Annotated in this window: 19 protein-coding genes and 1 pseudogene; 2 read left to right on the plus strand and 18 right to left on the minus strand. The window is 70.0% G+C overall.

What is annotated here, in order from left to right:
• Positions 1-108 precede the first annotated feature (108 nt).
• The 16 genes from ACFYM0_RS37535 to ACFYM0_RS37610 all read right to left on the minus strand — a co-directional run bounded on the left by ACFYM0_RS37535 (position 109) and on the right by ACFYM0_RS37610 (position 15,647).
• Positions 109-336 (minus strand): WhiB family transcriptional regulator, encoded by a 228-nt coding sequence (locus tag ACFYM0_RS37535; RefSeq protein ID WP_388510121.1) that lies wholly within the window; start codon positions 334-336, stop codon positions 109-111.
• Positions 333-1,307 (minus strand): oxidoreductase, encoded by a 975-nt coding sequence (locus tag ACFYM0_RS37540; RefSeq protein ID WP_388510124.1) that lies wholly within the window; start codon positions 1,305-1,307, stop codon positions 333-335. The genes ACFYM0_RS37535 and ACFYM0_RS37540 overlap by 4 nt, the downstream gene beginning before the upstream one ends.
• Positions 1,308-1,394: 87 nt before the next feature.
• Positions 1,395-1,595, minus strand: coding sequence for a hypothetical protein (locus tag ACFYM0_RS37545; RefSeq protein WP_388510127.1), 201 nt, complete (start codon positions 1,593-1,595; stop codon positions 1,395-1,397).
• 51 nt (positions 1,596-1,646) lie between these two features.
• The gene (locus ACFYM0_RS37550; RefSeq protein WP_388510130.1) at positions 1,647-3,518 is read right to left on the minus strand and encodes an NADase-type glycan-binding domain-containing protein; all 1,872 of its coding nucleotides are present in this window, start codon (positions 3,516-3,518) and stop codon (positions 1,647-1,649) included.
• Complete coding sequence (locus ACFYM0_RS37555; RefSeq protein WP_388510133.1) at positions 3,502-4,047, minus strand: phage tail protein; 546 nt, start codon at positions 4,045-4,047, stop codon at positions 3,502-3,504. The genes ACFYM0_RS37550 and ACFYM0_RS37555 overlap by 17 nt, the downstream gene beginning before the upstream one ends.
• On the minus strand, positions 4,044-6,005 hold the full coding sequence (locus tag ACFYM0_RS37560; protein ID WP_388510136.1) for a putative baseplate assembly protein: 1,962 nt from the start codon (positions 6,003-6,005) through the stop codon (positions 4,044-4,046). Before ACFYM0_RS37560 ends, ACFYM0_RS37555 begins: the two co-directional genes overlap by 4 nt.
• Positions 6,005-6,424: a GPW/gp25 family protein gene (locus tag ACFYM0_RS37565; RefSeq protein ID WP_388510139.1), complete on the minus strand. Its 420-nt coding sequence runs from the start codon at positions 6,422-6,424 to the stop codon at positions 6,005-6,007. Before ACFYM0_RS37565 ends, ACFYM0_RS37560 begins: the two co-directional genes overlap by 1 nt.
• 19 nt (positions 6,425-6,443) lie before the next feature.
• Positions 6,444-8,396, minus strand: a complete 1,953-nt coding sequence (locus ACFYM0_RS37570; RefSeq protein WP_388510142.1) for a VgrG-related protein — start codon at positions 8,394-8,396, stop codon at positions 6,444-6,446.
• Positions 8,397-8,411: 15 nt separating this feature from the next.
• Positions 8,412-9,149, minus strand: a complete 738-nt coding sequence (locus ACFYM0_RS37575; protein WP_388510145.1) for a LysM peptidoglycan-binding domain-containing protein — start codon at positions 9,147-9,149, stop codon at positions 8,412-8,414.
• A 9-nt stretch (positions 9,150-9,158) separates the two neighbouring features.
• The gene (locus ACFYM0_RS37580) at positions 9,159-9,692 is read right to left on the minus strand and encodes a phage tail protein (RefSeq protein WP_388510148.1); all 534 of its coding nucleotides are present in this window, start codon (positions 9,690-9,692) and stop codon (positions 9,159-9,161) included.
• Positions 9,693-9,695: 3 nt separating this feature from the next.
• Positions 9,696-10,148: a phage tail protein gene (locus tag ACFYM0_RS37585; protein WP_388510150.1), complete on the minus strand. Its 453-nt coding sequence runs from the start codon at positions 10,146-10,148 to the stop codon at positions 9,696-9,698.
• Between the two features lie 11 nt (positions 10,149-10,159).
• A complete protein-coding gene (locus ACFYM0_RS37590; protein WP_388510153.1) occupies positions 10,160-12,904 on the minus strand; it encodes a DUF4157 domain-containing protein in 2,745 nt (914 codons plus the stop codon).
• 144 nt (positions 12,905-13,048) lie between these two features.
• Entirely contained in the window at positions 13,049-13,207 is a 159-nt protein-coding gene (locus ACFYM0_RS37595; RefSeq protein ID WP_388510156.1) for a DUF6760 family protein, read from the minus strand.
• Positions 13,201-13,581, minus strand: coding sequence for a hypothetical protein (locus tag ACFYM0_RS37600; protein ID WP_388510158.1), 381 nt, complete (start codon positions 13,579-13,581; stop codon positions 13,201-13,203). The genes ACFYM0_RS37595 and ACFYM0_RS37600 overlap by 7 nt, the downstream gene beginning before the upstream one ends.
• On the minus strand, positions 13,578-14,030 hold the full coding sequence (locus ACFYM0_RS37605; RefSeq protein ID WP_365046740.1) for a phage tail protein: 453 nt from the start codon (positions 14,028-14,030) through the stop codon (positions 13,578-13,580). Before ACFYM0_RS37605 ends, ACFYM0_RS37600 begins: the two co-directional genes overlap by 4 nt.
• Positions 14,031-14,132: 102 nt before the next feature.
• The gene (locus ACFYM0_RS37610) at positions 14,133-15,647 is read right to left on the minus strand and encodes a phage tail sheath family protein (RefSeq protein WP_388510171.1); all 1,515 of its coding nucleotides are present in this window, start codon (positions 15,645-15,647) and stop codon (positions 14,133-14,135) included.
• Between the two features lie 203 nt (positions 15,648-15,850).
• Between ACFYM0_RS37610 and ACFYM0_RS37615 the strand changes: the two genes are divergently transcribed.
• Both ACFYM0_RS37615 and ACFYM0_RS37620 read left to right on the plus strand, forming a co-directional pair.
• On the plus strand, positions 15,851-16,447 hold the full coding sequence (locus ACFYM0_RS37615) for a Pvc16 family protein (protein WP_388510162.1): 597 nt from the start codon (positions 15,851-15,853) through the stop codon (positions 16,445-16,447).
• Between the two features lie 11 nt (positions 16,448-16,458).
• Positions 16,459-18,084, plus strand: coding sequence for a hypothetical protein (locus tag ACFYM0_RS37620; protein WP_388510165.1), 1,626 nt, complete (start codon positions 16,459-16,461; stop codon positions 18,082-18,084).
• 560 nt (positions 18,085-18,644) lie between these two features.
• Here ACFYM0_RS37620 and ACFYM0_RS37625 read toward each other — a convergent pair.
• Together ACFYM0_RS37625 and ACFYM0_RS37630 are read right to left on the minus strand one after the other, a co-directional pair.
• On the minus strand, positions 18,645-18,776 hold the full coding sequence (locus ACFYM0_RS37625) for a transposase domain-containing protein (RefSeq protein ID WP_388510168.1): 132 nt from the start codon (positions 18,774-18,776) through the stop codon (positions 18,645-18,647).
• 52 nt (positions 18,777-18,828) lie between these two features.
• Positions 18,829-18,920 (minus strand): annotated as a pseudogene (locus ACFYM0_RS37630) (lytic transglycosylase domain-containing protein); the annotation flags it as partial.

The following is an 18,920-nucleotide window of genomic DNA, read 5'->3' on the forward strand; positions in this document are numbered from 1 at the left end:
GTCATGAAGGGATCACCCCGAACTCAAGAGGTTCCGCCGCCGTTCCCGCTACTCACCCTCCGAGGATAGTCGCGCAACCCCCTCGCGGCCCGGCGAAAGGCCCGCAGGTCAGGGCCAGCCGCGCTGCCGCGCGGTCAGACCGCCCCAGATCCCGTACGACTCGTTGTTCGATTCTGCGTGCTCCCGGCACGCATCGCGTACCGGGCACGCCCGGCACGCCGCGAGGGCGGGTGCCGACAAGATCGCGCCTCGCACGTAGAAGACCTCCACGTCCATCCGGCTGCAGGCAGCGTCGTCGGTCCAGTCCCCGATGACGCGGCTTCCCCCTCGGCTCATGGCCGGACATCTCCCGAATCCACTCCGGTCAGCTCCGCGGACAGCTCCCACAGCCGGGCCGCCTCCTGCGGGTCGACCGCATGGGGGCGCACCCCAGGCGAATCGTCCGTCGACAGGGCGGCGACCTCGCAGTCTTCCAGGTACAGGCCGCCGATGCCGCCCAGCTGCGGCGACGTCGCCGCCCAGACCTGCGTGGCAGCCCCTTGCTCGGGGGTCTTGAACCCGGGGGCCACGTTGCCCGCCTCATCGATCCACCCGAAGGCGATCATCTCCTCGCGCGTCATGTGTCGCTGCAGGGGCGTCATGATCCCGCCCGGGTCCACGGCGAACGCCCGTACCCCGTGCTCGCGGCCGAGCGCATCGAGGTGGACCGCGAACAGAGCGCACGCCGTCTTCGACTGGCCGTACGCCGCCGCCCTGTCATACCCGGACCGGAACATGACGTCGTCCCACCGCATCGCCGACATCCGATGCGCCGACGAGGACAGCGCGACCACACGTGCCCCCGCGCCCGCCACCAGCGCCGGCCACAACCGGTTGACCAGCGCATGGTGCCCAAGATGATTGGTCGCGAAATGCGCCTCCCAGCCCGGACCCACCCTCGTCTCGGGCAGCGCCATCACCCCAGCGTTATCGAACAACAGATCGATGCTCCGTCCGGTGGCCAGAAGCCCGTCCGCGAAGACCCGCACGCTCTCCTGGTCCGCCAGGTCCAGCTCACGCACCTCCACCGGCCCGACGCCCCGGAGCTCCGCCTCGGCGGCCTCCGGCCTGCGGACCGCCGCGACGACCGCCGCCCCGGCGCCCACGAGGGCACGCACCGTTTCCAGGCCCAGGCCGGAGCCGCCGCCGGTCACCACGGCGATGGTGCCAGTGAGATCCCTGCCCGCCAGTACCTGCGCGGCCGTGCTGCGCGCGCCGAAGGCGGAGCCGATCGGTTCTTGTCCCTGCACGGTTTCTCCTTCCGTCACGAGTTCGACGCTACGTCCGCGGGCAGAGGCCTGCATCGGCGAGTCGGCGCACCGTCCGGACGGTCCCGGTGCGGACGGCCGGCGTAGTCACACCCAACCGGAAGCGTGCTTCCCGTCCAGCAGCGGGAGCAGGAGGTGGATGCGACCCTCCGGCTCCGGGGCGGGCGGCTCCGGGAACAAACCCAGGATCTTGAGGTGGGCCGCGCGGTCACCGGCGTCCCGGGACCGATCCGCCACGACCACGCGCGCGGCCTGCTCCTCCTCGTCCCGAGTGGTACCCGAGAGCAACCGGCTGCACCGCCTTCGGCCCGGGCAGGGCAAACGCGCGCCGCGGCCGCCTCAGAACAGGTAACCGCGGACCGTGCTGAAGAATTCGACTTCGGACACGGCGACCGTGTTGCCCGGCCGATCACCGAAGGCGCTCACGACCCGTACCTTCACCCACTTCGTCTTGCCGTGCAGGGCCAGTTTCATCGACTGCTCTTCCGCCGTGTCCTTCAACGGGACCTTCTCCTTCTCGCCGTTGGAGTACTCGATCTCCAGTTCCCGGGCACGGTCATACGACTTGAAGTCGGACGGCGTCCCGTTCCTCACCACCAGGTGCGTCAGATCCACCGGCTCGTCAAACGTGAGCGCGACTCCCGGGCTGTTCTTCCCCGACGTCAGCCAGAAGGTGTCCGAGAAGTTGTCGAAGGCGAGGGATCCCGGATGGTCGGGAGCGCTGGACCCCGGAAGGTCCTCCACCCCCACCGGATTGCGTGGCTGGAATTCGGGTTTGATCGTCGCCTTGAGTCTCGTCTGCGCCTGGATCGCCTGGGACTTTGCCCCGTCGCGGAAAGGCTCGTGAACCATGTAGAGCGTGGTCACCGTGAGCAGCGCGACGCTGCCCACGAGTCGAACGGGCCCCATGAGCGAGGTCGGACTGAAGCGCCGCTTGTCGCGCACACCTGCCTGTCCGGGCCGCTGGCCGGCCTCCAAAACAGCCGGACCGGGGCGGATCCTGGCCAGCAGACGCGGCCACCACGGCAGGGTCGCCAGTTCGGCCTCGTCCAACGACGAGCCGCACCTGCTGCAGAACTTCCGCTCTTCGTCGTTGTTCTCGCCGCACTCGGTGCAGACGAGGTCGCCGGGCATCGCCGAGCGGCTGGCCCTTTGCCGTTGGGGCACGGACCGGCGGGCTTCGGGCTCGGCAGGTGCGACAAGGCCGGGTTCCTCGTCCTCGTCCTCGTCCTCCTCGCCGTCCTCGTCCTCGTCGTCGTCCTCGTCGTCGTTTTCGTCCTCGTCGTCCTTCAACAAGTCGGCGAGCCAGTCGTCCTCGTCGTCCTTCAACAAGTCGGCCAGCCAGTCGCCCTCCTCGTCCTCGCCCCTCTCAGCGTCCTCGTCCTCGTCCTCGTCCTTTTCCTTGCCGTTCTCTACGTCGTCGTCTTCGTCGTCCTTTTCCTTGCCGTCCTCTTCGTCGTCCTCTTCATCGTCCTTCAACAAGTCGGCGAGCCAGTCGTCCTCCTCGTCCTCTTGCTGGTCCTCGTCGTCCTTCAACAGGTCGGCAAGCCAGTCGTCGTCATCGTCCTCGCCCTTCTCCTTGACCTCCGCGTCGTCTTCGTCCTCGTCTTCGTCTTCGCCGCCCCCCTCGTCCTCCTTGTCCTGCTTCAGAAGGTCGGCGAGCCAGTCGTCATCGTCGTCGTCATCTTCGTCATCGTCATCGTCCCCAGGCGCAGTCGTGTCCCCGGGGCCGTCCCCCTTCTTGAGCAGGGACGCGAAGAATTTGTCGTCCTCGTCCTCGTCCTCGTCGTCATCGGCGGGTCGCCCCATTCCAGGACGGCCCCCGATGCCCGGCGGACCGCCCATGCCCGGCGCACCGCCCATGCCCGGCGGACCGCCCATGCCCGGCGGACCGCCGAAGCCAGGAGGGCCGCCCATCCCGGGGGGCCCCATGCCCATGCCGCCCATGCCCATGCCCATGCCGGGAACACCGGCCGGTCCGCTCCGGCCCGGTAGGGCCTCGCGGCTTCCGACATCGACGTACAGGCCCTGCTGCAGCCGCGCCAGCGCCGACGGCGGGGGGCCCTGGGCCTGCTGCTTGGCTTCCTCCCGCAGGTCGTCGGGCAGGTCTATCTTCTGCTTCTTGCCGGTCCACTCCAGGAAGGAGCCGCACGAACCGCAGAACGCGTCGGTCGCGCCGTTGTTGAACCCGCACTTACGACAGGTGGTCATGGTCCGAGAGCTCCACCGCACTGTAAACGTGTGCCGGCACGGCACTCGCGACCAGTGTCTCCACCGCTTCCCGGTGCGCCAGGAGTGCCCGCGGCAGACTGACGACGACCGCCGGCTCTGCCACCGAGGCGTCGCAGCCCCCTGCCCGGTCCGAACAGCGCACCCCGCCGCTATCGCGCACCTCCACCCACTCGCCCGTCAGCGTGTGCAGGGCGTTGCGAAGGCCGCCCAGGGTCCCGCGGACCACGAAGGACTCCGCCGCGTGCTTGACGCGAGCCCGCCGGGCGGCTTCCGGGAGCGTCTCCTCCACCGTGACGCCCAGCCAGCCCGCCAGCCAGGGCAGGAAGTCCACCGGCGTGATGTCCGGGTCCGCGTACGCCTCCAGCGAGTCGAGGACGGCGACCGCCGGCGCGAGCACGTCGTCGAGGCCGGCGGTGAACCGCTGGGCGAAGAGGTCCTCCTGGTAGACGGCCGGCAGGTAGCTGCCGATCGGATACGGGGTGACCAGATCGGTGACCGTCCCCCTCATGCCCCGCTCCCTTCCACGAGGACCTGGTGCTCGAAGGAGAAGATCAGGCTGTCCCGGTCGAGGGTGACCCGGTCGGTCTCCTCGCCGCGCGCCCCGGTGACGGGATTGGCGTTGAACAGCCGGACCTCTTCGACGATCGCCACTCCGTCGACCTGCTGGAGGACGGCGTAGAGGTCGCCGGACTGCACGGGGCGGCCGAAGGGCCAGCCGGTGCCATCGGGACCACCGGTCACCGGATTGAGGTAGCGGTAGAGGGCCGCCAGCGCGTCGTCGGTGACCCGGTCCGCCTTGGCGCCCGGTACTGAGCGCAGCCGGGCCACGGCCGTCACGCCCCGGTACAGGGGCGGTTCCACCAGGACGGTGGTGCCGACGAGCCGGCGCTCCTCCAGTCGTGCGGTCACGGTGTCCAGCGTCGTCTGCCGCGGCTTGAGGGCGGCGAAGCGGGCCTGGCCCGGCTCGTCGGGCAGACCGGGCACCACAAGGATCTTCACCGTACCGGCCGGCAGCCCGGACTCCTGCGCCGTCAGGCAGCGCACCCGCGCGAGCTCCGGGGCCACCTCCCGGGTGATGACCTCGAAGTCCTCGGCGGTCACCGCCCGCCCCCGGGTGTGCATCAGCATCGGGGCACGGGACTTGGCCTCCTCGACGGTCTCGCCGTCGACGCCTCCCGTGGCGGGAAGGAGGTTCTCCACGCGGGCGATGAAGGGGATGGAGGACTTCAGGGTCTGGATGGCGCCCTGACCGACGTTGCCCACCGCACCACCGCCGGTGGCGTACCGGCTCAGGCGCACCACGCAGTCCTTCGGGGGTACCGCGCCGTAACGGCGCATCGTTCCGTCGGGCTGGCGCACCATCGGGCCGAAGGAGACCGTCCCGTGCGTGCTGTCGATGACGTAGTGCAGGTCCTCGGCACCGCTGTCGGCGAAGTGGTCCACTTCCGTCCACCGGGTCCACCCCTCTTCGCCGCTGACCTGGACGACGGCCGGCACGGCCGTCGCCAGGATGGGTGCGTGCGAGGCCTGGAACCGCTGGTTGCCCGTGCCGTCGGAGACGCCCAGGTCGTCGTCGTGGATGATCTCGGCGTGCACCGCATCCACCGTTCCCCCGATCACCGACACGTCCATCGCGTCGACGACGGGAGAGGCGGTGTACGCGGGGCAGTTCTTCGGAGGCGTGGTCACCCGGGCGCGGAGCCAGCCCGCGCGCCTGCCGTCGAGGATGCTGGTGTGGTGCCCGGCCGGTACCTGGAGCACGATGGAGCCCGGGCGGTTCAGGCCGCCGGTGCCGTCGGTGTCCACCCGGCACGCCTGCCAGTCGTCCCCGTCCCACGCCTCCCACACCAGGGGCGGGTGGTTCGGGTCGACGCCCACGCCCTGGATGCTGCAGGTGAAGTCCAGACTGACCAGTGCCCGCGGCACCGCGTCGGTCAGGCCCACCAGGAGGCAGTCGTCCACGGCCGGGCTCTGCGCGCCGAATGCGGGGAAGCCGAGGCGGAGACGGTGCTGCTCGTCGCGGGCGAGCAGGGTGCCGGATTCCCGTTCCAGGGTCATGAGGTGCTGCAGTCCCGCCGGCGGCAGGCGCAGTTCGTTGCGGGTGGCGAAGACCACGGAGTGCTCGGTCTCCGTGCGCAGGGTCGCGACGTTCGTCCCCGCCGGCACGGACACGGCCGTGGTGGGCGGCGCCGACAGCCAGAAGGTGACCGGCGCCTGGGCCGGTACCGGCGGCAGCAGCCTGGCGCCGAGGAGTTCGAGGAACTTCACGTACATGCGGTCGGGAACGCGGTTCAGCCGGAACAGCAGCTGGTCCGTCATGAACGCGAAGGTCTCGATGAGCGTGACGCCGGGGTCCGAGACGTTGTGGTCCGTCCATTCGGGACAACGGCGCATCACCATGCGCTTGGCGTCGTCCACCAGGTCCTGGAACCGGCGGTCATCAAGGTCAGGTGACGGGAGCGCCATCAGTAGTCCTCTTCCTCATCCGGGATCGAGTAGAACGGGAACACCAGGTTCCGGCGGTCGTTGGTCGCCTTGACGTGGTACATCACGTCGATGTAGACGAGGCTCGGGTCGTCCGGGTCGCTGGTGGCCCGCACCCCCTCGACGTCGACCCGCGGCTCCCAACTGATCAGTGAGGTACGGACCTCCTCGGCAAGCATGGCCATGGTCTGGTAGCCCGTGTCCCGGAAGACGTAGTCACGCAGCCTGCAGCCGAAGCCCGGTCGCATGGGGCGCTCCCCCGGGTAGGTCGACAGGATCATCTTCATCGCCTGTTCGAGCTCCGTCTCGCCCCGCACCAGGGCGATGCCGCCGGTGGCGCCGACTCCCATCGGGAAGGCCCATCCGGCGCCTATGAAATCGTCGGCCTTGTTCGCCGTCATGGTGTCTCCTGTCTCCGTGTCAGTTCAGGTCGATCGTCGTACCGGTGACCTTGACCTTGGCGCCCTTGATCTCCAGCTCGCCGTTGCTCTGCAGCGACAGCTTCTTGGAGGCGTTGACGCTGATGTCGGCGCCGGTCACGTTGACCGCGCCCTTGGGGCCGGCGTCGATGGTCACGGTGCCGCTGCCGTCCGTGGTGATGACGACGGCGCCCCGGTTCTTGCCCTTGCCGGTCTGCGGCTTGCACAGGAGCTGGACCTGGCCGGTGGTCTTGTCGATGGTCAGACCCATGTCGTTCGCCTGGGTGGCCAGGACGATGGCGGACTGCTCCATCAGCGGGGAGCGGTTGGGCGGGATCTCGACGAAGGCGAGCCTGCTGCCGCTGCTGCTGACCAGGCCGCGGCGCATGACCGAGGCCGTCTCGCCCTTGCGCTCGACTGCGGGGCCGCCCAGCGCCAGGGTGCTGGCGCCGTTGCGCATGCCGCCGATGACGACCGGCCGGTTGACGTCGTCCCACTCGAAGGCCACGAGGACCTCGTCCCCGACCTCGGGCACGAACATGACGGCGCCCTTGTTGCCGCCGGGCTGCACCACGCGCACCCAGTCGGTCTCGAAGTCCGGGGCCAGCAGGGGCAGCCGCAGCTTCACGCGGTTGCGGCCGGTGGGATCGGCGACACTGGTGACGATGCCGCACATCATGCCGCGGGCCCGCCGGTCGGCGTCGTCGTCACGGGCGGGCGCCGCGCCGGGAAGGGAGCGGTCGTCGCCGCCGGTGACGAAGAACTCGGTGTAGTAGCCGCCCTCGTCCTCGCAGAAGGTGTGCCGTGCGTTGGTGACGGCCCAGTCCCCGCAGAACGGCTTCGGCACCCCCTCGACCTGGACCGTCCGGCCCGCCTGAATGGCGCTGTCGCCGAAAGACCGCCCCTCCGCCTCCGCGGACGCGGCGCCGACCCGTTCGGCGACGCCCATCGCGAGCGCCTCGGCCGCCACGGCGATGTCGGCGCCGGCGCCGACCGGGCGGTCCACGAGCAGGTAGGCGTCCTGAGCACCGGTGAGCCCGCCCAGCTTGCCGGCGCCGGGGAGGCCGCCCGCGAGGGCGGCGGCCGCGCCCTTGCCCGCCGCGGGACCCGGAGTGACGGGCTGCACCGGCGCGGTGGCTACCACCACATCGGTGCGCTCCTCGTCCCACGTGCGCACCTCCACCTGGGTGGGAAGGGCTTGCGGCGCCGACAGCCGGGGCAGGAAGGAGATGAGATTGTCCCTGAAGGTGAGGACGGGCGGTGCGCCCGCCCCGGCGGCCGAGGCCGCGGCGTCGAGCGTGCCGGAGAGGCCGGACGGTTTCTTCCCGGCGGCGGGTGCGGCCGCTCCGGGGGCCCGGCCGAAGTGGAACTTCTTCCCCGTGACGCCGACCTCGAAGCCGTTGGCCCGGGCGCGGGCCTGGAGGAAGTCCCAGTCGGTCTGGGCGATCTGCACGAGGTGGCGGTGCACGTACTTCGTGTCGTCGACGGCCCCGATCTCCAGCTTCGCCTCCGCCGCGATCCGGCGGGCGATGTCGGAGTCCTTGGTGTTGACGTAGGTGCGGGTCCGGCGGGCCCGTTGGAGGACGTGGGAGAGGTCGTACCCGCGGACGACTACGTACGTCATCATGTCCTCGCAGACCGCCTCCAGGGAGGTGATCTCGCCGCGGATCAGCGGGGGGCTGCTCAGCGGGTCCGCCCCGCTGCGGATCTCCACCTGGTGACCGACCGTCAGCTCCTGTGCCGCCAGGCCCGCCTCGTCCTCGAAGGTGATCTCGAACATGTCGGGCAGGTGACGATGCGTGTCGACCACCACCCTGATGACCATCTGTTCGAGCTGGGCGGAGAGCGGTTGCGGGGAGAGCGCACCCGCCTTGACGATGGCGCGCACCGTGGCCGGGCTGGTGACGGGGGAGGCCGTCCCGGGCACGGCGGCCGACGGCTTGAAAGCGGACACGGTTCCTCCGGGCGGTCAGTCGAGTTCGTGCGGGCTGGGCAGGTAAACGGTGGTCCCCGGACGCATGCGCAGGGGGTCGTCGATGGCGTTGGCGTCGGCGAGCCGGCGCCAGTGGGAGGCGCTCCCGTACTGGGTCATCGCGAGGTTCACGAGATCCTCGCCCTCGGTGACGGTGTAGCTGCGCCGGCCGGGCAGACCGCCCGAGGTCGGGTTGGTGGGGATGGTGCCCAGCAGGCTGGGCTGCTCCTTCATGCTGATGGTGGCGCGGGCCCGGATCGGCACTCCGGCCTGGCTGAAGCGCGTGTAGCTGATCGACACGCTGAGCAGCACGACGTTGTAGCAGAAGCCCTGCATGGGGGGGCCGTAGATGAACCTGACGACGGGAAGCCGATTGACGGCCCCGGCATCGATCACGCCCGCCTTGACGAGGGATCCGCCCTTGGCCAGGGCCGCGGCCCCGGCTACCTGGCCCAGTGCTCCCGAGCCGGGGCTCATCCAGTTGAGCAGCTGGTCGCACAGTTCCTTGGTCTGCGAACCCGAGAAGACCACGTCACTCACGTTGATCTTCAGGGCCTCGGCGCGCTGGAAGGAGGTTCCCGTCTCGCCGTTCTTGTTGCCGTTCTGGGAGCTGCTGCCGTGCGAGCGGTAGGCGACCTCACGGCTCATCGTGATCTTGTCGGGGTTGAACAGGAACGGGACCGCGCCCGGCATCGGTGGTTCCGAACAGATCAGTACCGCAGTGGTGTTCGTCATGACCGACTCCTACAGGAACCCCTGGTGGGCGAGTTCGAGTGATTCCAGCGCGATCTTGTTGGTGTCGGCGTCCAGGTCCGGCCCCTTCCAGCCCTTGGGGAAGACGCTGCGCAGCTGCCACTCGTAGACGAGGCGGTTGTGGGCGTCCATCAGCTCGACCTTCATGCCGGTGCCCTGGTACTCCTTCTCCCCGAACTCGTAGCCGTACCAGTCCTTTGTCACCTGGCGCAGCCAGGTCTCGACCTTCTTCGAGTCGTCCCTCTGCACGGCCCGCTGCAGGGTGATCGAGCCGTACTTCAGCCGCTTGGGCAGCAGGACCACGTTCTCGTAGTTGCCGCCGCACTCGATCTCCTCGTGTTCGAAGGAGACGTTCAGACCGCGGCACGAGGACCAGTACCCGAGGTCGCCGAAGGCGTCCACCGTCACTTTGAACCGCATGGCCATGCCGAACACGGCCTTGTCCACGTGCCACGCGCCCTTGGCCCAGCGTTCGCCCGACCCGCGCTCGGGGCCTCCGGGTATCCCAATTTCCGGCAGGGCCACGGCCTACGCCTTCTTGTCGTCGTCGAGGAATCCGAGGTGCTGGAGTTCGAGCGTCTCCAGCGCGACCTTGCTCTGGCCGGCCTCGAAACTGGTGATCGACCACTTGACCGGGATGATCCGGCGCATGTTCCACGAGATCACCTTGACGTTGTCAGGTCCCATCAGGATGATCTCGCCGGGGTAGCCCTTGCTGGCGAAGGAGTTCTCCGACAGCCACTTTTTGACCAGCTCCGAGTCCGAGCAGGCAGCCCTGGTGAGTTTCAGCGGGGTGTATTCGGTGAAGCCGGGGAAGTACCACCGGTCGTTGCCTGCATCACCGGCGCGGTAGTCCGCCATCTTCCACTGCACGTCCAGGCCCTGAACCTGGGCCCAGCTGCCAAGATCGTAGGCGCCGCCGTCCACGGTGACCGAGAACCGGTTGGCGAGTGCGAGAGTACTGTTGTCGTTCAGGGGCATGCCAGGATCTCCTACTTGTACTTGGTTCCGTTGCGCTCACGATGCACGGCCGACGCGCGGCGCTGATCGCTGTTCCACTTGTCGCGCACCCTGCCGTAGAGGCGGTGCGCCAGGTCGTCCAGCTGGTCTTCGCCGAGGGCGTCGACCTCGAAGACCGCCCGGCCGGCACCGTCCAAGGTGTCCTTGCCGGCCGCTTCGTCCGCCGCCTTCGTCTCCTCTTCATCCGCCGGGGCGGGCGGGTGGAGGAAGCCGGTCGTCGCCGCCGTCCACAGCGAGCTCTTGACCTCCTTCCAGAGGTCGATGCCCGCGCCGGCCGCGTTCGCGGACTGCTCCTGCCCGGACTCGTCTCCCGACGGCCCGATGGACGGCGTGAAAGCCTGCGTCGAAGGAGGCTGCCTGTCTGTCGTCCCGGGGCCGGCCACGGGAGCCGATGTCCCCATGTTCGCGCCGGGCGTCTTAACGGAGGGTTGCGCGGGGGCTGCGGTCCCCTTGCCCTTCGGCTGTCCTGTCGCCGGGGCGGCCGCCGGCTCCGGGGGCCGGTGTGACGACGGCGTGCCCACGGGGCTGAACACTCCGTCGTCCTCGGAGTCCGCACCGGCGGCCGGGGAGCGGCCCGCGAAGAAATCGCGCACCTGGCCCCGTCGCTTGCTGTCGAGGTTGACGCCGAAGCCCGAGGCCAGCCCCTGGACGACGTTCAGGCCTAGCTGGCCCTTGAGCCAGTGGAAGTCCTGCTTCTCGACGATGTGGTCGTCGTTGTCGTCCGGGATGAGCCGGCCCTCCCGGGCCGCCTCGTCCAGGCGGAACTCGATCGCCTCCCGCAGGGCCAGGTCGGTCTGCAGGCTGGCGGCGGTCAGGGGCGGCCCGTCCGGGTTCTTGTGGCGCTGCTCGTAGTTCTTTTCGGCGAGGAACTCGTTGATGATCTCTTCGCGGGTGCCCTTCCCGAACTGCCGCTTCATGCGGAAGTCCACCATCTCCCGGTGTTCGGTGTTGTTCAGGACATCGGCAGCGGTCAGGGCTGCCCGGCCGTCGTTGCTGTGGCGCCTTGCGTGGTTGAGCTCCTTGAGGTACTCCTCCACGATCTCCTCGCGGGAGGCCCGCTGGACGCCGTCCATCAGTCCGGCCCCCGCGGTCCAGGACACGTCGGGGCCCGCGTACGCCGGTTCCGGAGCGGGAGCCGGTTCCGGAGCGGGAGCCGGTTCCGGTTCGGGGTCCGGTGCGGGCGGCGGGGCCGGGGCGGGCGGCAGCACGGGCGCCATCTGGGCGATCATGCGCCGGATCTCCTCGGGGTCGGGCCCCGAGGTGACCGGCCTGCGGTGGACGAGGGGCGCCGGCGTGCCGGGATCCCCCCGGAAGTAGCGCTCGGCCGAGATCGCCTCCGCCTCCAGGGCGCGGCCGGCCGGTGAGTCCTCGGGGGGCAGGCTGCCGCCGTACCGCTTCTGCTGCGCCACGTGGGTCAGCTCGTGGGCGATCAGTCCGCGGGTACGGGCCGAGTCCAGGGAGGACGCGGTGTCCGGGAGGTAGACCTCCGCGTTCTTGGTGAAGGCCTTCGCGGACAGGTCCTGGGCCATGCGCGTGGCGTGTTCGCCGGTGTGCAGCGGGGTGCCCGTGACGTCGACGCCGTGCAGCTCGGAGACGGCGCGGGCCAGGTCGGCCGGGGCCTCGGCGGGCGGTGCGGGCCGGGTGGCCCGGTGGCGCAGTGCGGGGCGCGGCCGGTCGTCGGCCGCAGTGGGGTGACCGGCGGGGCGGTCGGTGTCCTGGGCCGGTCCGGGCGCGGTCGGCGGGGGCGCGGCCGGCGGCTCGGTGCGGTGTTCCGGGGTGACGGGCGCCGGGCCGGGGCTGGTCGGCGGGTCGGCCTGCGGGCCGGAGCCGGGCGGAGGCGGGTAGGTCTCGGCGGCCGGCGGCGGGCGGCCCTCCCCCTCTGCCGGGGCGTCCGGACGGCTGGTGTGGGACAGTGCCGTGCCCAGCCCCAGGCGGCGGCTCTGCCCCAGGTTGCGCCGCTGTGCCCGGTGCGTGCGGCCCTCACCCGGGTCGTGTCCGGGCTCCGGGTCGGCCGTCGGTGCCTGGGGGAACACGGGGACGCCACCGGGCAGCGGGAACAGCAGCGAGGCGAGGTCGGTGTCGGCCCCGACGTTCATCCACGTCGGGGGGTGTGTCGACACGGTGGCGGGGCGCGGCTCCCCGACGCTGCCCTCGGTGACGCGGGTGAGGTCCGCGACCGGTGCCGCCGTCGGCGCGACGGCTGCCCGGCGCACCACAGGGGCGGGCAGGTCCGCCGCCGGGACGGGAGCGGGATGCACCGCATCGGGCACGGGGGTGCCCGCCGGGGTGGCGGACAGGGGCGGCACCCCGGCCGTGTCCAGGTGGGCCGGGCCGAAGGGTTCGTGGGCGGCGGTGTCCGGGAGCCGTCGTGCTTCCACGTGACGCAGGGGTACGGCCTTGGCGAGGCCCTCCACCCGGCCCACGGGGGCCCCGGCGGCACTGGTCCGCCCCGCGGCGGGGGCCGTGGCCAGCATCGAGCCGGCCTCCCGCACGGTCTGGTCGGTGAGCGGCGCTGCGGTGAGGCCGCGGGTACTCCGGGCGGCGGTCAGCGGCCCGGTGAGCGGGGGGAGCTGCCGCCATGCGGCGGGCCCGTCCGCGGGCGGCGCACCCCCCGCGGACGCCCGAGCGGAAGCGGGGGCGGCGGTGCCGGCGGCCTGGGCCGGGCCGGATTGCCCGTCGGCGGAGCTGCCGCCGCGGCGGCGGAAGGGCCAGTTCATCTCGTTCCTCGTCCGCGCGGGGCGCAGGTCATGGGGTGGTGGCCGGGACCAGGTGGGGGGGCGCGGCGGTCCCGGGCCGTGGGGGTGGGGGGCGGCCCGGCGCAGTGAGCGGGTCCGCCCGTGCCGTCGGCGTCGCCGGAGCGCTCACTCCTCCGAGAGCTGCCGGTTGATCTTCCCGATCTCCTCGACCATCCGGGCTCGGACCGGGTGCTCCAGCGCGAGCACCGTCTCCAGGGACCAATGCAGGTAGTACGCCACGTACGCAGCCTCTTCCCAGAGGCGGTCGGCTGCGTACGTCAGCATTCCCCCGGGGCATCACCGGAGACGTCCACCGCGAACTCGTGGCTGCACTCGGGACAGGCCACCGCGGCCTCGGTGGTCCCCTGCTGGTTGATCCGCTTGTAGAGGTCCTGCAGGAAGGCCAGGTCCGAGGCGAAGAGGTTCTCGATCACGTAGCCGGTGACGTCGGGCAGGTCACCGAGCGAGATGACGGTGCGCTCCAGCAGCAGGACGGTGAGGTAGGCGGGGTTGCCGCGGACCCGGGCGTCCGATTGCGGGCTGATCTCGTCGCGGGCCGTCGCCAGCCGTATCACGCCCTCGCGGTGCACCGTGCCGCTCTGGTCGACGTAGCCGCGGGGCAGGATGAAGGGGTACTCGGTGCGCAGGCCGTCGATCATGCCGACACCCGCTGGATGCTCTCGCACACGAGGGTGGTGGTCTCCGTGAGGACCTCGGTCGCACCGGCCTTCAGCGCGCCGATCTCCAGCTTGGAGGGCCAGGCGTTGAAGAGGTAGTAGCGGGCGACCGGCTTGCCGTCGAAGCTGTACATGACCAGCGAGCAGCTGCGGCGGGCCGTCGTGATGTTCCCGGCGAGCACCGACTGGTGCCAGGCCCACAGCTCCATGCCGCCGGTCTTGCCGCGGCGCAGCACGACCGTGGGCGGCTTCGCCTTGCCGGGCAGCTTCTTGAAGATGACTTCCTTGTCGTTGGAGGACAGGTAGTCGACGGGCTCCACCTCTGTGGTGATGCCGGAGAGTTCGGAGAACGAGGCGATCTCGTGTCCGTCGATCGTGATGGAGAAGCGTGCCGCTGTGAGAGCGTCGTGGTCTCCGAGTCCTGCCGTCATGGCAGTCTCCCTTCATGCTGGTACGCGTGGGTGGTAAAAGAGGGCGGCCCGCCGTGGCCCCGCACCGGGCGCGGCCACGGCGGAGCCGTCGATCGGGCCGTGCTACTCGTCCAGCGAGGCGCCTTCGGAGTACTGGGAGATGCGGAAGACCACGAACTCGGCGGGCTTGACGGCCGCGATGCCGACCTCGACGGTCAGGACGCCGCGGTCCCTGCTGTCCTCGGGGTTGTTCTCGTCGTCGCACTTCACGTAGAAGGCGTCGTCGGGCGTGCGCCCGTAGAGCGCTCCGTCGCGCCAGACCCCGCGCAGGAACATCGTGATGGTCCGCTTGACCGAGTCCCACAGCTTGGGATCGTTCGGCTCGAACACGACCCAGTTGGTGCCCTGGAGGATGGAGGTCTCGACGAAGTTGAACAGGCGCCGGACGTTGAGATAGCGCCACTCGGGGTCGCTGCTGAGGGTCCGGGCACCCCACACCCGGATGCCCTGGCCCGGGAAGACCCGGATGCAGTTCACGCCGAGCGGGTTGAGCAGATCGTGCTCGCGGCGGGTGATCGCCAGTTCGAGGGCGAGCGGGCCTCGTACGGTCTCGTTGGCGGGTGCCTTGTGAACGCCGCGCGTATCGTCGCTGCGGGCCCAGATGCCGGCCATGTGGCCGCTCGGCGGCACGAACCGGGGCTTGCCGGAAGCGGGGTCCATCACCTTGACCCACGGCCAGTACAGGGCGGCGTACTTGGAGTCGTAGCCGGCCTCGTCCACCCGCCAGTCCCGGACCTGCTGGGCGTTGAGCCCGGCGGGGGTGTCCAGGACCGCGACGCGGTCCGCCATCAGCTCGCAGTGCGCGATGACGGCGAGCTGGACGGCCTTGGCTCCCTCCCGGTCGAGGCGACCGGATTCCAGGGCGGCCATGGCGTCCGGTACGGCGACCATGGTCACCTCGTCGACGGCTTCCAGCGAGGCGATGCCGGTCCGGGCGAGGGCGTCGCCGATGAGGACCGCGGGGTTGAGGGTGGCGGGGGCGGTGCCGGCGTCCGTGCCGCCCTCGCACTGCACCGCCTGCGATGCGGGAGCGCCCGCGGCCTCGCCCGCCTGCTCCAGGCGGACGAGCTTGGAGCGCTGGTTCACCGCAGCCGCGGCCTTGGCCGGGGCGAGCTTGTCGAAGGTCTCCGCGGGCCGGCCGTCCTGAAGTACGGTGAGCTTGAACAGGGTCTCGTCCCGGTCCTGCGTGGGTTCGGTCACGATCCGCAGGCCGTTGCCGGACGTGCCCGCCCGGGCGGCCCGGACCAGCAGTGCCGGGGCGCCCTGCGCGTCGTGCAGGAGGGCCGCGGCGGCCGTGGGCTCGGTCTCGCCTCCGGTGGCTTCGACGCGCACGATGTACGCGCTGCCACCGCCGTTGAGGAAGTAGCCGTACACGCTGTGCGCGAGGTAGGACTCCTCCGCGAACTCGCCGAAGGTCTGCGCGAACTGGGTCCAGTTCGTCACGAGCGTCGGCTCGTTGAACGGTCCCTTCTCGGTGAACCCGACGAAGGCGCAGACGGCGGTGCCCACACCTTCGATCGGCTTGGACCCGGACGGGACTTCCTCGACGTAGACGCCTGGTGACAGGTAACTGGGCAATTCGTCCTCCAACGTTTGCTTCTCGTGCTTATACGATCGCCCGGGGTGCGCGGCGGGAGTAGAAGCGAACGGGTGTCCCGAAGGCCCCGGAAAAGCCCCTTCGGGCAGGCCTCGACGCGCAGCCTGAAAAGGCACCGGATCGGCATGGCGGTCTGTCCGTCCGTCCGTCACGGAGAAAGGATGGGTGGCACAGAATTCGGTGCATGATTCTCAGCGATGCCACCGAATCCCTGCGCGGGCTGTTGCAGCCCCTGCTGCCGGAAGGCGAGCTCGTCCTCGCCGGATCGCCCGCCCACTGGCGGTCCGCGGTGGACCGGCGGCCGGCCGGTCTGGGCCTGTTCCTGCACCGGATCGAGGAGATCCCGACCGGAATGGGCGGCGACTGGTACGACGTGCGCGATGAGGCGGGGCGGGTGGTCGCCCGGGGGGGACCGGCCCGGCGCTTCCGGCTCTCCTACCTGCTGTGGGCCTGGTCAACTCAGGACCCCGAGGAGGAGACCCGCCTGCTCAGCGATGCGCTCGCACTCCTGGCCGGGCACCAGACCCTGCCGGCCTCCTGCCTGACCGGGTCGCTGGGGCACGGTTCACCGACCCGCCTGGGCATCGCCCCCGAGGGTCACAGCAGCCCGGACGGAGTATGGGGCGCGGCGGGTCTCGCCCCCCGCACCACCGTGGAGGTGGTCCTCACCGCCGACCTGCTGCCCGCCCTCACCGGCCCCGCCCCCCTCGTCAGGGAACGGCGCCTGCGCACGGCCCCGTCGGCGTCCCGGCCCGCTCCCGTACCCCGTCGCGCCGAGTAGGAGGAGCAGACGTGAAGGTGCAGTACTGCATCGACAAGTACACAGAAGTACAGCAGCAGTACTTCGACGGTCTCTCGTCAGCGCGCGAGCAGATCATTACACTGGCGAACGAGGCGCATCCCGCGGCAGGGGGCACGAAGGTCTGGAACGTCCTCCTGGGCGATCTGGACGCGCATCTCTCACAAACCCTCTACAGTGCCGCGACCTGGCAATCGGTCCTGGACTTCCAGAAGACGCAGGACATGCCGCAGGCAATGGTGGCCTGTCGCCACCTCGTCCAGGCCTCCCTGGACTTCAACAATCTTTTCGTCAGAAGGTGCGTCGCAGAGAAAACCGACTCCTGGGAATTCGTCCGGCAGTATTTTTCGAATCCTGCGCACGGGACCTCGGGGATCCTCTACAGCGACCTGAAGCGCGCCTACGAAGCCGTCGAGCTCCTCCTCAACACCCTGCAGAAGATCACATCCCTGATGCAGGAGTGCCGGGATTTCATCCCGTCCGATGACATCGACACGCTGGAGACGGACCTGTCCTACTGGGCCCAGGTGGTGGGACAGTGGTTCAACTACGTCTGGGCGAACGTCGCGCAGGAGTCGCCTGCAGGCCCGGCCGGAACCGCCGGCACTGCCGCCGCCAGTGCCGCCTCTCGACCCTCGACCCGGCCGCAGGACGGCACGATCCCGGCGACCGCACCGACCACACCGGGATCATCCGCCCCGCTGACGACGTCCGACCCCCTCCCGGTTCGCCGGCCACTCCTCGTACCCAAGGTGGCCAAAGCGCCGAATCTGCCCGGCAAGTTCAAGAAGGGGTTCCTCCGCAGGGGGAACAAGGTCCTCCCCGACGATCATGCGGCCAAGGTCGCGGACGCCGTCAAGTACAACGCGATGATGATGCAACTGCTGGTCAGGCGCATCCGCAAGGATCTCGTGGGGATCGAGGGCCCCTTCTTCGCCCTCAAAAGCCACGCCGCCAAAGACAATATGAACAAATGGGCACTCCTTGCGTACAGCGACAGCATAGATCAGCTTCAACACCAGCTGGGCGGCCTCCTCTTCGACACCGAAGGGCAGATCCGAGATTTCAAGAGCTACGACAGGATCATCAGGCAGGGGGCAGATTCACTCACCCTGGAAGACGCGGCCGATGCGGCAGCGGCGGTGAACTCGAGCCTCGCGCGGATCGGAAAGCTGATCGACACCTCGATCGCCCCGGCAGCGTCCTTGCGGGCCGCCATCGAGCAGCACAAAAAGGCCGACGGCCCGAGCGACGATCAGCAATGGCAGGCCCTCAAGGAACACTTCGAAACGCTCGCCACGCACAGTGCGAGCACCGGGCGGAAATGTCGCAAGATCCTCGAACGCCTCAACAGCATTCTGAGGGACGACGACTTCAAGCACAAACACCTCAACTACCAGGGAATCGGGCGCATCACCGGCAAATCCGCCGGCCAGCAAACCATCGAAATCACATGCGTCATCACCATCAACAAGCAGCTCGTCAAGGCACGGAAGTACGTCGCCCAAGTGCGCCGCAACATCCCGGCACCGACGAGAGCGAGGAGACCGCCACCGGCTTCTGGCCGCGAGCCAGGGCCTTCATCACTCGCCGCGACATCAACGCCGCACACGTTCTGACCGACAACGGCTCCCGCTACAAGTCGAAGCAGTTCACGCAGTCCCTGGCTGCGGCCGGCATCACCCACAGGAAGACCCGGCCCTACCGGGTTGACTGAGGTGGTCATGGCCGGCCTGAGTGCCAGGACAGGAAACGGCGGGCTCCCGCAGGGCCGCGGCGAAGGAGAGGCGGTCCGGCTCAAGGGGTTCGCCGCGGTTTACCACTGCTCCGGGGATCAGGACTCTCAGGCCGGTGGAGGAGAGTTCCGGACTCGACCAGCACCACGTCCCGGGCCAGCGATGATCCGGTGGGGCCCCTCCCGGCCTCGGTCCAACGCCCACCGCGTCGTGCCGACGACAGCCATCAACCGCGAGACCCGCCAGAACGCACCTGGCGTCCCCTCGTTGGCCACTGCCGTCCCGGTATGGAGCAACAGTTCCCGCAGGGTCTCCACCCCAAGGTTCCGACGGGCGCGAAAGACCGCCGCCCTGTCCGGAACCCGCCGGGCGCCCCACCCGTCTTCGCCCCGGACCACCTCGGTCGGCGCCCGCGGGCCCTCCCGGTACGGCTCGCCGGAGAACTACGCCCGCGCGAGCATGAAGTAGGCCATCAGCCTCGGCGGCAGCACCCTTACCCGCACCTCGCGCGCCCGGGCCATGGCCGGCATGGCGTCCACGAGCTCCGGTGGGGACACTTCCATGAGGTCCCCCAAATGCCGGGGTTCCGCCCGGGCGCTCCGCCGGAGGCGGGCGTGGCGGCGTCGGTCAGTACCAGCCGTGGTTCTGCCAGAAGGACCATGCGTGCTCGGGGCTGCCGTACCGCGAGTCCATGTAGTTCAGGGTCCACTTGATCTGGG

Source organism: Streptomyces sp. NPDC006487 (genome assembly GCF_042870555.1).
Lineage (GTDB): Bacteria > Actinomycetota > Actinomycetes > Streptomycetales > Streptomycetaceae > Streptomyces.